Here is a 12,476-nt window from a genome sequence, read left to right as displayed (position 1 = left end):
GCCGCCGTGGGCCTTGAAGAGGTCCTCGCGGTTGGGGACGTAGCGCAGGGTCCGGGCCAGGCCCACGATCCGCTGCTCCGGCCGGGTGGAGGTCAGGCCGTCGATGCTGACGTTGTTCAGGCCTCGCTTGCGCAGCTGGGAGGAGAGGGTGGCGGTGCAGACGCTTTCCAGCTTCGCCTTCAGTTCCGGGGACAGGATAGGTCCGACGGCGGCGAGGCCGGCGGCTTCACGGGAACCGTAGGCTTCCTCCCGAGGCAGATCGTCGGTCTTGGGCCGGGCGCCGAAGTCCGCGAACGGCGTCGTGCCTTCCGCCACCCGGGTGACCAAGCCGCCGGTTGTCCAGGCAGCGCCGGTGAGTCCGCCGGCGCTGCCTTCAACCTCGACGACGTCGCCCGGCTATCGCTGAATCGCCGTCGTGCATCAACCCTTTGGTCTTCATTTTTCTGGCACCTGGCGGTCGCTATCAGGGTTCAATGGCGTCCAGGACCTCGACTGCATATTGGATGACAGCCAGTGACCGGGCAGTTTGCGCCGTTTCTTTTGGCCAGACCGCAACAACAGAGGTCTGTCCGGCGCGGGGGCGAAGGTGCCTGGTCACGAGTCCCTTGCCCTCGCTGGAAACCGGGATCTGGTTGGGCCGCGACATCAAGAGACTATAGCCGAGCCCCCGCCCGACCATTGCCCGGACAAGATCGATTTGCGGGACTACTGCACCCACACTTGGCTTGAGTCCACGCTGAGCGAACATCAACTGTGTATATTCCGTGCTGGGGGCCGTGTTAAGCATGATGAGTGGCTTGGCCGACAGATCCGCGAGATCCACGTCGTCTTCTTCAGCAAGTGGATCGTTGGCCCCCAGAACGGCCATGACTTCGGTCTTGTAGATGACCCTGCGCTCCACGTCCGCTGGCAAGCCAATGTCATAGACGATGGCCGTGTCCAGTGTTCCATCTTCAAGCGCCGGCAGCAGGTCTGAGTGGTCCCCTACCGTGATGCTGATTTCGATCTTGGGGTGCAGGTTGGCCATGCCTTCAAGCACGGCGGGCAGGACGTTGCTTGCCAGGCCCGTATAGCAACCCAACGACACCGGCCCCTTCAGCTCGCCGCGCAACTCACCCAATCCGTCTGCCAGTGCACTGGCCTCGCGAAGCAGTTCTTTGGCCCGCTTCGCGAAGTGGCGCCCTGTCGGCGTCAGGTGCATGCCCCGGGCCTTCCTCCGGATGCACAGTTGTTCCCCCAACGCTGCCTCAAGCTCGCTGATGGCGTGCGAGAGCGCGGATTCGGAGATGTGGAGCTGTAGCGCCGCGGATCCCAGGGTGGTGTGTTCCGGCAGCGCGGCGAAGAGTTCGAGCTGACGAAAGGTGAATTTAGGCACGAAAATCTCTTCTCCTAAAGAATCGAAATACTTCCACTAATATTCACAGTTTACTAGAAGAAGGTTGGCTGTGACACTGATTACACAACGACGTGCCAGGAGGAGTAGGACCACAATGACGACACAAGCCCCACAGTGCCCCTTCCACGGGAACTCGGAGACCCGAAGCGTTGACGCGGAATCGGTGCGCGGCAGCAGCGATCAATCTCGCACCACCGCTTCGCACGACGCCGCCGACTACCCCGTGGCTGACTGGGTTGACGTGGCTGAACTTGCATCGGATCCCTACCCGACCTATGCCAGGCTGAGGGCGGAGTCTCCGATCGCCTGGGTTCCGCAGCTCAACAAATTCCTCGTCACTAACTACGCCGGCTGCCACACGGTGGAACAGGATCAGGAAATCTTCAGCGCCAACGTCTCCGGCTCAACGATGACCCGGGCCGTTGGAGCCCGGCCGATGTTGCGCAAGGACGATCCAGAGCATTCGGCAGACCGGGCACCCGTAAATCCTGTACTTCGTCCCAAGTCCATCAAGGAAGTCTGGGGACCGGTTTTTGAACGCAACGCCGAAACCTACCTTGAGAAGTTCGCCGAGATCGGTCCCCGGGAAGCAGACCTGAACCGGGACTACGCCGCGCCCGTGGCCTCGCAGAACCTCATTGACCTGCTGGGGCTGAAGGACGTTTCGGTCGATCAGGTACGCCGCTGGTCCCACGACTTCATTGCTGGCATGGGAAACGTTCTGGACGATCAGTCGATCTGGGACCGATGTGACTCCTCGACCGAGGAGGCCGACCGCTTGCTCGAGGAGTTGATCCCCTACTACCGGCAGAACCCGGACGCCTCGATGGTGTCCGCATTCGCAAACAGCGGGCTGCCAACCTCCAACGTCACCGCCAACATCAAGCTGACTATCTCCGGCGGAATGAACGAGCCCCAGCACATGGTCACCAACATGGTCTGGGCCCTCAGCAACCACCACGAACAACGCGCGCAGGTCCTAGCCAACCCCGCATTGTGGGCTTCGGTGTTTGACGAAGCTGTCAGATGGCAATCGCCGATCGGGATGTACCCGCGCGAAACGACCCGGGAAACCGTCCTCGAAGGGGTCCGGATCCCCGCTGGCGCCGGTATAGGCGTGGTCGTTGCATCCGCCAACCACGACGCCGCCCACTTCGGAGAATCCGCTGCAGACTTCGACATCCACCGGCCCAAGCGCCCCCACCTCGCTTTCGGCAGCGGCGTCCACCTCTGCGCCGGGCACTGGGCCGCAAAGACTTCAATCGGCCAGGTGGCGGTACCGCTGGCATACAAGCGCTTCCCAGGGCTGCGCGTAGATGAACGGCGGAATGAAAGCTGGGATGGCTGGGTCTTCCGCGGACTGACCAGCCTGCCCGTCACCTGGAACTAGAAGCACCACCAAATACCAAGGAGCAACGATGCCCACCGTCACCTACACTCAGCCAAACGGCACCCAGCAAACCCTCCAGGTCCAGGAGGGCACAACACTGATGCGCGCCGCCGTCACCAACGGCATTGACGGCATCATCGGCGAATGCGGCGGGCAGGCCATGTGCGCCACATGCCACGTCTACGTGCGGCCGGAATATGCACAGGCGCTGCCCGAAATCAGCGACGATGAAGACGAAATGCTCGACTGTGCCACAGCCGAGCGGTTGGACACATCCCGTCTGGCATGCCAGATCAAAATCGACGCAGAACTCACAGAGATTGTCGTCGACATCCCTGCCGGCCAACTCTAGAAGCGGGGAAAATGACATGAGCGTTGTCATCATTGGCGGCGGACAGGCCGGCCTGCAGGTCGCCGATACGTTGAGGACCGAGGGGTATGCGGGCAAGATCCATGTGATCGCTGAGGAATCCGGGCTGCCCTATCAGCGTCCGCCGCTGTCAAAGGACTACCTGGCCCCGGGCAAGGAACCGGCTCCCTTGCCGTTGCGCGGCGCATCCTTTTTTGAGGACAAGAGCGTCACACTCCATGAAGGTGTCCAGGCACTCGCCATTGACCTGGCCGAACGGAAGGTGAAGCTCACCGAGGGTTCACTCGACTACGACCACCTCGTCTTCGCGACCGGCGCCCGAAACAAGATGCTGAACTGTCCGGGCGCGTCCCTGTCCGGCATCCATGGACTGAAAACCCTGACAGATGCAGAGGCGCTGCACCGGGCGCTGCCCACCGCCCGCAATGTCGTCATCATCGGTGCCGGATTCATTGGACTGGAATTTGCCGCCGCCGCCCTGGCCCACGGATGCAAGGTGACCGTCCTGGAATTCGCGCCTCGCCCGATGGGACGTGCACTGACCCCCGTCATGGGGGAGTGGTTTGCAGCCGCTCACCGCTCACAAGGTGTCGACCTGCGTCTCGGCGAAGGCATCGACCGCTTCGAGCCTGGCACGGATGGCTGCGTCGGAGCCGCAGTGTCAACAACAGGGGCGTCATATCCTGCTGATCTGGTCCTCGTGGGCATCGGCGTGCAGCCCAACGACACCCTGGCCTCGGACGCCGGCCTCGAAACCAGCAACGGCATCGTTGTCGATGAAACGCTGCGCACGGCGGACCCTGCCGTTCTGGCGATAGGCGACTGCGCCAGTTTCCCCAGCGCGCACGCCCAGGTCCGTCTGCGTCTGGAGTCGGTCCAGAATGCCACCGATCAGGCCCGGCATGCCGCCCGTACCATTCTCGGGGCTGTACACCCCTACACGGAGCTGCCCTGGTTCTGGTCCATACAGGGCCCCTACCGGCTGCAGATGGCAGGGCTCGCACGACCCGACGACGACATGCTGGTCGTGGGTGACCAGGCGGCAGCAAAGTTCTCCGTCCTCTGCTTCAGGGACGGCGTCCTCACGGCTGTGGAATCGGTCAACGTCACCGCGGACCATATGGCTGCCCGCAAACTACTCGTCGCCGGCGCAGGCATCACCCGCGCCCAGGCAGAAACCGAGGGGTTCACCCTGAAGGCAGCTGCCAGCACCCCGTTAGTGCCAGTAGTGGCCTGACACGGATTACCAGTCTCCGCCCAAAAAATCGGCAGCAAAGTTTGATGCCCCAGGGTTTCCTCTCTGGGTACAGCTCTTAAACCAACTGGAGAACCATGAGCATGTACACACACAGTTCGAAGGCGAACCAACGTCGCGTCGCCTTTGCAACCGTCATCGGCACCACCGTTGAATGGTACGACTTCTTCATCTACGCCACGGCCGCCGGCCTGGTCTTCGCCCAGCTGTTCTTCGAACCAGCCGGCTCCTCCATCGGACTGCTGTTGTCATTCGCCTCCGTCGGCATCAGCTTCCTCTTCCGACCCCTCGGCGCCTTCCTGGCCGGCCACTACGGCGACAGGATCGGCCGCCGCGCCATGCTTGTGCTGACCCTGATCCTCATGGGCGTCGCAACCACCCTGATCGGCCTCCTGCCGACCTACGCGACCGCCGGTATCATCGCCCCGGTCATGCTCCTGCTGCTGAGGATCCTGCAAGGCATCTCCGCCGGCGGTGAATGGGGAGGCGCCGTCCTGATGGCAGTCGAGCACGCCCCCAGCGACCGCCGCGGACGGGCCGGGGCGTTCCCGCAACTGGGCGTTCCACTGGGACTGCTGCTGGCCTCCGGCGTCACAGCACTCATGACCGGTGTAGTTTCCCCCGGGGCAGCCTTCCTCGAATGGGGATGGCGGGTACCCTTCCTGCTGAGTATCGTTCTCGTTGCCGTGGGCTACTTCGTACGCCGCGCGGTGGACGAATCCCCTGTATTCCAGGAAATCGCTGCAGCCAAGAAACAGCCCAGGACACCAATCGTGGAGCTATTCCGGCGCCACGGACTCCTCGTAATCATCGCCGCCCTGATCTTCGCGGGCAACAACGCTGCAGGCTACATGGCAACGGGCGGCTTCATCCCCAGCTACGCGACCAGCCCCGCTGTCGGTCACGGACGCACTGACGTGCTCGTTGCAGTCGCTTACGGTTCTGCTATCTKGCTCGTCTTCACCTACCTCGCCGGATACCTCTCGGACAGGATTGGCCGCAAGCGCACCTACTTCATAGGCTTCGGCGCCCAGCTGCTGGCCTGCTTCCCGCTCTTCTGGCTGATCAACACAGGGTCCTTGGCGATGCTCTATCTGGCGCTGACCATATTTACCGTCGGTCTGGGACTGGCGTATGGCCCGCAGGCTGCCCTGTACTCGGAAATGTTCCCTGCCTCGGTGCGTTTCTCGGGTGTCTCCATCTCCTACGCTTTGGGAGCGATCCTGGGCGGCGCCTTTGCCCCGACTATAGCCACAGCATTGGTACAGGCCACAGGCGGAACCGATGCCGTTTCCCTGTACCTGGTCGGGATGACCCTCATCTCTCTTGTGGCCGTCTCACTGGTGCGGGACCGCTCAGGTATCGACCTTTCCATCCGGAATCAGGCCGAACAGGAAGTTGGAGCCCTCGTCTTTGACCGGCGCACCGCGGACGTTCCAAATGAGCTCATTCGCACCAACTGATCACGCCGTCATTTGGGGCCGGGGTAGCTGACAAGGCCCTGGCCCCAAGCGCGGCGGATGACAGCGTCGAGCCGGCAACAATGAAGCACAAGACTTGAAGACCACAATGGCTTGCTGCACGGCGGACGGAAGAAGGGCAGCTAATCATGGCACACCGGGTTAGGACAGCTGTAGCCAGGGAAAAGAATGCGCCGATGTCGGTGGAGACTATCCTGGTGCCGGATCCCGGGTTGGAGAGGCCCTGGTGGACATTCTCACCTGCGGCGTCTGCCAAATGGACCCGCACTACAAGCAGGGCGGAATCACTGACGATTTGCCCATCCTGTTGGGCAACGAGGCCAGCGGTGTGGTCAGCGCCGTCGGACCGGACGCCAACGAGGTGGCCCCCGGCGACCGCGTGATTCTGAACTGGCGGACGGTGTGCCGTGAATGCCGGGCGTGCGCCAAGGCCAGCCGCAGTCTTGCTTAAACACCCACAACGCTGCGGACAGATGACCCTCGAGCACGGCACGGAGCTCTCGCCCGCCCTCGGCATCGGCGCCTTCGCCGAGAAGAAGAAGGTCGTCGCTGCCGGGCCGTGCACCGAGGTTGAAGAGGACAGTGATTCGGCAGCCGTCGGGCTGCTCGGATGCGGAGTGATGGCAGGCATCGGTGCCGCCATCAACACCGGTGAGGTCAAGCGCCGCGAATCCGTCGCCGTCATCGGCTGCGGCGGTGTGGGTATCGCCGCGATCGCTGGCGCCATGCTGTCCGGCGCCACCACGATCGTCGCCGTTGACATTGACCCGAACAAGGTGGAGATGGCCAAGTCCTTTGGCGCCACCGACGGCGTCCAGCCGGGAAGATCCCATTGAGGCCATCCGGCACTGCGGGGCAGCGGCGCGGACCTGGTGATTGACGCCGTCGGCCGTTCCAAAAACGCAAAAGCAGGCCTTCTAACGGCGCCTGCGGAGCCTTGGGTGCCCCACTTCTACAAGGGGCGGCCAGTGAGTGTCGGTCATGCGGCTACGTAACCGTTTGCCTATTATGAGATGTTCGGAAAGGAGGGACGAACAGCCATGACCCATGTCGACTCCCAAACTGTCCAATGCCGCCGCGTTGGGTGTCTGGTAGCAGTCGTCACCGACGGTTCGGAGAACATTACGCCAGAGCGGAGCACCATCACGGACAGCGTGAACCTGTCGTGGCCCGCAGCGTCACGACAGACTTCTGGACCAGGGAAGATTATGGGCAGAAAGAGGGTGTGCACAATGTGCACACCCTGGGCTTCGGATCGGGTCGTACTGGTGCCGGACTGGGCCGGATTGCGGAGATATTCGGGGGAGTGGCGGAAATTCAAGGGGTGGAACCCGGTTCGAGTCCCACCTCGGGCACAGCATTCCCCCTCGTCAGAGGCGATTTTGCTTTGACGTGTACAAAGCTTGTGGTCGCGTCGCTCTGACGGTTGGTGTGCGGGCTTTGGCCTGGCCGCCGCGTGGCTTGTTCACGTGTGTGGGGTGACGGGTTCAAGTCCCTGGCTGGTGGGCCTTCCGCGCGCTGTGACTGGGGTTATGCGGTTCCTCGTTCCGGTTTTGTCGGTGTGGGCAGTGGTGGCCTACACCTATTCATGGACCGGGGGAGCGGGGACTACATGACTGTGACGATTGCGCTGTAGGAAGCACCGGGAGGCTGATCATAGGAACACCCGCGTACGCCGTGCGGCGCTGTTGTCCTAGCAAAGAGGGTGTGTACAGTCTCCACGCTGTCGTCTGCTTTATTCGAGGACGTGACGAATTGAGTCCGATGTCAGGTTGGGCCATAAACCCTTCGATCGCGGTGCCCGTGAAGTGGTTCTTGGAGCGCAACGAGACTGGGATGCGGTGTGATCTGCGGCGATAAACGGAGGCGTTTCAGCACTGCTGCATGTCGCTCTCGGTGCCCCGCCGCGGGTATGAGGCAGTCAGGCCGGCTCTCGGCTGCTGCCCGGTTGTCTCGTATCCCTAGGGATACGAGACGGGGGACGAGATCATGCCCTCGCTCCGTGGCTGGTGCATTCTTGCCCTGCGACCTTAATCGACGGTCAGTCGCCTTCGTTCACCTCGTCCGACGCGTCTGGCTATGCGCGGGCACTTCCCGTCTTCGCGGTGCGGGCGGCAATGGCGAGGGTGAAGGCTGTTGCGAGCCCGAGTATCGTCCAGGCGTAAATTTCCCAGCCGGGGAGGTTAGTTGTGGCAAGCCAGCGGATGGCGTAGTTGGTGGTCGCGCCCACGGGGAACGTAAACACCCAGAACGCTGGTGAGAAAGGCAGCTTGCGATATTGGGGGAGGAGCATGACCTGCATTAGCGCCATGATTGCCAGCACGCCGGTGAGCCCGAGTTGCACGGTCCCTACGGGTCCCGGGTGTGACACCATCCAGGCGATGTTGGCCGTTGCAGGCGCAGCCAGGTATGCGGACAGTCCAGTCTTGGCTGCTGGTGCCAGCGCGCCTCCGGTCATGAGCCGGACGGTGACGACGGTGCCCACGACAAGCCAAAAGAATACGCCGACGCCAAACGCAGCCATGGCCGCATCATGGACGTGGAGGCTTGCAAATCCGATGCTCGCAACGAAGGACCCGGCAACGACAGGCAGCAGGTAGCCGGGATGGATGGACTGCATCGATACCCCGCCTGTCACCCAGTGGGCGAGAAGTTGTGCGGCGACGATGGCCAGCGCGGCGATGGACGCCACACACAGCCAGGCACCCCAGGGCGGCAAATACTGGCTGTAGTGGGAGGAAAGCAGGATCCCGACGAGTGGAATAAAGGATGCGAAAGGCCCTGCCACCTCGTGCTTGAGGTCAGAACGGAATGTTCCTTTCCGCCGAAGGCCCCGTAACACGTACAGGACGGTCAGGACCAGCCACAGGGCGGTGGCTGCTCCGTAGAGAGTTTCCTCCGGCCATACCGGGGATCCGAGGGTGCCCCTTGCGGCGGACCAGGCGCCGCCCAGGCCGGAAAGCCCCAACGGTACGCCGAACCGGCTCAACTTATGCATCCCTGGCTCGGCGTGCGGAAGCAGAACAGGTTTCTGCGCCACAGGCGCCTGGGCAACAGTGCTGGCACTAGGTGTCATGGTGCCAGCGCCTCCGGTTGGTGGGGAAAGACGAGGAGTGTGCTTGTGGCGGTGGCGAGGAGTTCACCTTCGGCGGTGCTGAGGCGGCCTTCTGTGAAGATGAGCCGCGAACCAGCTTTCACCACTGACCCCTCTGCTCGAAGGGCGCCCTTCCGGAGCGTGACGGGCCGCAGGTACTTCACCGCCAGGTCGATGGAGGTGTAGCCGAGGCCTGCTGCCAAGGTGGTGTGTGCTGCGCAGCCGAGGGCCGTGTCAAGGAGTGTGCATGTTAGGCCGCCGTGCACCATTCCAAGGGGGTTGTAGTGGGCTTCTCCCGGCCGACACTCGAATTCGACGTGGCCATGTGTAGCTTCGACGAGATCGAATTTCATCAGGGATGCGATCGGCGGCGGGGCTATGCTGCCGTTACGGAGGCCGGAAAAGTAGTCCATACCCGACAGTAGTGGCAGCTGTTGGAGAGCTACTGCCGGGTCCATCCAGGTGAAGGTCTCCGAGCGCTCTGCGGAGGTGTTGCTTGTCATGAATGTATCTCTCTGAGTTCTTAGGAGGTCTTCAGGCTTTGCCGGGGCCATGCCGGGGCGTTGGCTGCCAGCGCCGGGTAAAGATCGGAGATCGCACCAGAGAGGCCAAGCTTCACGCCGGCAGTGATGTCATCCACGATGACCTTGTAATCTCCCTTAGGTGGCGGGCTGTCGCATACACCTTGGCCGTGCCCCTGGCGAGGGCCTGTTCCGCGAGTTCGGGGCCGAGCCCTCCATTCGCACCCGTGACAAGGGCGACGGCACCAGACAGCAGTGGCATGAATTCTCCTGATCTCGGCAGGGCGGCGACGCGGTTGCTGCAGCCTTCGAAAATCAGGTTAGCTGAGTCGGTTTGAATTTCCAACTAACTTGTATGCTTATAGAAAGCACTGAAAGCAGGTAAGTCATGACACCAACCGATACGGCCAGGGATGCGCCCAGGGCATGCTTCATCGCAGCAGGGCTCGAGGTGCTGGGAGAGCGGTGGGCGCTGCTGGCCCTTCGGGAGATGTCCCTGGGCGTTCATCGATTCGACCAGATAGCCCGTAACACAGGCGCCTCCCGCGACATCCTGACAGGCCGGCTGCGGACGCTCGAAAGCCATGGCGTTATTGAGCGCGTCCAATATTCCGAACACCCCCCGCGCCATGAGTACCACCTCACAATTTCCGGGGCCGAGATTGCTCCCATTCTCATCTCACTCGCAGCGTGGAGCAGTACCTGGATGCGCGACGAGACCCCCCGCGCCTCTTACCGGCACAGTTGCGGGGCCGACCTGAAACCGGTGCTGACCTGCGCGGAATGCGGCGAGGAATTCAGACTGGGCAGTCTGATGCTGGGACCGCTTGTGTCTACGGCCGACGCGATACCGGTGGACCAGCAACGACAAATTTGAAGGGCGACGACGGAACACCCCGCGGTCGTCTCCTGTAGCGGCAAACCATGGAATATCGATAAGACGCACATCAGGAGCAGATAGATGTCCGGGAATCCGGCAGAGACACTGCAAATAGTTGACTTTGAAGACCCCAGAGCAACCCGTCTGCGGGATCTGCTAACAGACGAGCTCCTCGCCCGGTACGCTACCGAAGAAGAACCTCATCTTTCCGAAGCAGCGCAGACAGCGCTCTCCGTACCACCGCAAGATTTCATCGCCAGCGTCCTGGTACTTAATACCGTAGGTGAAGCCATAGGGCACGGTGCTCTCCGCCGGTTAGATGGGGAGTGGGAGGTCAAACGGGTCATTACAGACCCTGCAGCCCGAGGTATGGGCGCTGCGACCGTACTCATGGCTGAACTCGAGAGGATTGCCGCCGGTGCCGGCGCCCGTCGCGTTATCCTGCAAACCGGGGGCAAGCAGCCGGAAGCTGAAGCCTTTTACGGGAAACTTGGATACCGGCAGATACCAACTTATCCTCCCTACGAGGACGCCATCCCGACGTCGATCTGCTTTGCAAAACAGCTTCAGCCTATGAAGGACCGGCTCCCGTCCGTTCTCGGCCAGGAATAGAGGTCCGGCCGTCGGCAGAAAAGGTCCAACTCTGACATGAGCTTTTCGTCTCGCTCGAACCACGATAGTGGACCTTTCGTAAGCTACGGCGGCGGGGCAACGGCGCAACTACGGCGCCGGCAGGAGAGTGCTTCACCCCAACTTGGCGTGACGCATGTACTGGTAGACGGTTTCCCTGGGCAATAAGACGAATCCACTCAGCCCGGAGCGCCTTGGCTCAGGCAGCTTCGGGCATCCCAATGCACTGACAGGGTACCTCCGACCTTGAAGGCCAATTTGGAGATACAGGACGCGATTACGCTCTGATGCCGGTATGGAATGCCGAAAATAGCTAGACCGTCGCCTTGAGGGGGACGGGCACCAGTGTCTGGAGTTCCTCGAGCGTGCAGCCGAAGGTCTCCCGCACCTGGACGCCGCCGGGGCCGGTCAGGAAGACGGCCTTGTCCGTGTAGACGCGGGTCACGCAGCCGATCCCGGTGAGCGGGTAAGTGCACGCCTCGACGAGTTTGGACACGCCGTCGCGGGTCAGGAGCGTCATCATGACGAAGACGTCCTTGGCGCCGGTGGCGAGGTCCATGGCGCCGCCGACGGCGGGGATCGCGTCCGGGGCCCCGGTGTGCCAGTTGGCGAGGTCGCCGGTGGCCGAGACCTGGAAGGCGCCCAGGACGCAGATGTCCAGGTGTCCGCCGCGCATGATGGCGAAGGAGTCAGCGTGGTGGAAGTAGGACGCCCCGGGAAGCTCGGTCACGGGGATCTTGCCGGCGTTGATGAGGTCGCCGTCGATCTGGTCCCCGGTGGCCTCCGGGCCCATGCCGAGCATGCCGTTTTCGGTGTGGAGCGTGATGTTCTGCTCCGGCTCGAGGTAGTTCGAAACCAAGGTGGGCTGGCCGATTCCGAGGTTCACGAACGATCCGGGGGCGATGTCGCGGGCCACGAGGCGGGCGAGATCGTCACGGCCCAGCGGCTTGCCGGACGTCTGGAGATCAGCCTGGTTGCCGGTCCGCAGACTCTGGTCATTGGTTGGGATGCTCATCTCAGGCCACCTTCACAATGCTGTTGACGTAGATGCCGGGGGTCACGATGTTTTCCGGGTCCAGGCCGCCGGTGGGGACGATCCCGGAGACCTGGGCGATGGTGTGTTTCGCGGCGGCGGCCATGATGGGGCCGAAGTTCCGCGCGGTTTTACGGTAGACGAGATTGCCCCGGCCGTCCGCCGTGAGGGCCTTGATCAGGGCGACGTCGGCGTGGATGGGGGTCTCGAACACCTGCCACTTGCCGTCCAGGAAGCGGGTTTCCTTGCCTTCGGCGAGCATGGTGCCGTAACCGGTGGGTGTGAAGAAACCGCCGATCCCGGCGCCGGCGGCACGGATCCGCTCAGCGAGGTTCCCCTGCGGGACCAGCTCGAGTTCGATCTCGCCGGCACGGTATTTGGCGTCGAAGTGCCAGGAGTCGGACTGCCGCGGGAAAGAGCAGATCA

The 12,476-nt window shown here is 62.6% G+C and carries 11 protein-coding genes and 2 pseudogenes; 7 read left to right on the top strand and 6 right to left on the bottom strand.

The features are described from left to right. Both AC1D2F_RS23390 and AC1D2F_RS23385 read right to left on the bottom strand, forming a co-directional pair. Window positions 1–396, bottom strand: a pseudogene (locus AC1D2F_RS23390) (fumarylacetoacetate hydrolase family protein); the annotation flags it as partial. 67 nt (window positions 397–463) lie between these two features. Next, entirely contained in the window at window positions 464–1,375 is a 912-nt protein-coding gene (locus AC1D2F_RS23385; RefSeq protein WP_229994184.1) for a LysR substrate-binding domain-containing protein, read from the bottom strand. 115 nt (window positions 1,376–1,490) lie between these two features. Between AC1D2F_RS23385 and AC1D2F_RS23380 the strand changes: the two genes are divergently transcribed. From AC1D2F_RS23380 to AC1D2F_RS23360, 5 genes and pseudogenes are all read left to right on the top strand, one after another. Further along, window positions 1,491–2,786, top strand: coding sequence for a cytochrome P450 (locus AC1D2F_RS23380; RefSeq protein ID WP_364744747.1), 1,296 nt, complete (start codon window positions 1,491–1,493; stop codon window positions 2,784–2,786). A 28-nt stretch (window positions 2,787–2,814) separates the two neighbouring features. After that, window positions 2,815–3,138, top strand: a complete 324-nt coding sequence (locus AC1D2F_RS23375; RefSeq protein ID WP_229994182.1) for a 2Fe-2S iron-sulfur cluster-binding protein — start codon at window positions 2,815–2,817, stop codon at window positions 3,136–3,138. Between the two features lie 16 nt (window positions 3,139–3,154). Next, window positions 3,155–4,393: an NAD(P)/FAD-dependent oxidoreductase gene (locus AC1D2F_RS23370; RefSeq protein ID WP_364744744.1), complete on the top strand. Its 1,239-nt coding sequence runs from the start codon at window positions 3,155–3,157 to the stop codon at window positions 4,391–4,393. Between the two features lie 95 nt (window positions 4,394–4,488). Then, complete coding sequence (locus AC1D2F_RS23365) at window positions 4,489–5,874, top strand: MFS transporter (RefSeq protein ID WP_476967861.1); 1,386 nt, start codon at window positions 4,489–4,491, stop codon at window positions 5,872–5,874. Between the two features lie 146 nt (window positions 5,875–6,020). Beyond that, window positions 6,021–6,810 (top strand): annotated as a pseudogene (locus tag AC1D2F_RS23360) (alcohol dehydrogenase catalytic domain-containing protein); the annotation flags it as partial. 1,159 nt (window positions 6,811–7,969) lie between these two features. Here the strand turns inward: AC1D2F_RS23360 and AC1D2F_RS23355 are convergent. Beyond that, window positions 7,970–8,890 (bottom strand): SLAC1 family transporter, encoded by a 921-nt coding sequence (locus tag AC1D2F_RS23355; RefSeq protein ID WP_476967862.1) that lies wholly within the window; start codon window positions 8,888–8,890, stop codon window positions 7,970–7,972. Window positions 8,891–8,964: 74 nt separating this feature from the next. Continuing rightward, the gene (locus AC1D2F_RS23350) at window positions 8,965–9,489 is read right to left on the bottom strand and encodes a PaaI family thioesterase (protein WP_476967860.1); all 525 of its coding nucleotides are present in this window, start codon (window positions 9,487–9,489) and stop codon (window positions 8,965–8,967) included. A gap of 406 nt (window positions 9,490–9,895) precedes the next feature. On the opposite strand from AC1D2F_RS23350, the gene AC1D2F_RS23345 reads away from it, so the two are divergent. Further along, window positions 9,896–10,384: a winged helix-turn-helix transcriptional regulator gene (locus AC1D2F_RS23345; protein WP_476967859.1), complete on the top strand. Its 489-nt coding sequence runs from the start codon at window positions 9,896–9,898 to the stop codon at window positions 10,382–10,384. An 84-nt stretch (window positions 10,385–10,468) separates the two neighbouring features. Then, the gene (locus AC1D2F_RS23340) at window positions 10,469–10,999 is read left to right on the top strand and encodes a GNAT family N-acetyltransferase (protein ID WP_476967858.1); all 531 of its coding nucleotides are present in this window, start codon (window positions 10,469–10,471) and stop codon (window positions 10,997–10,999) included. A 331-nt stretch (window positions 11,000–11,330) separates the two neighbouring features. On the opposite strand, the gene AC1D2F_RS23335 is transcribed toward AC1D2F_RS23340, so the two are convergent. Both AC1D2F_RS23335 and AC1D2F_RS23330 read right to left on the bottom strand, forming a co-directional pair. Then, a complete protein-coding gene (locus AC1D2F_RS23335; protein WP_476967857.1) occupies window positions 11,331–12,032 on the bottom strand; it encodes a 3-oxoacid CoA-transferase subunit B in 702 nt (233 codons plus the stop codon). A 1-nt stretch (window position 12,033) separates the two neighbouring features. Then, on the bottom strand, window positions 12,034–12,476 hold a 443-nt coding region (locus tag AC1D2F_RS23330), incomplete at its 5' end, for a 3-oxoacid CoA-transferase subunit A (protein ID WP_476967856.1).

This window comes from Arthrobacter sp. P1_B3 (genome assembly GCF_056406615.1).
Note: the sequence above shows the minus strand (reverse complement) of the source record. Positions and strands in the feature narration are given on the sequence as shown.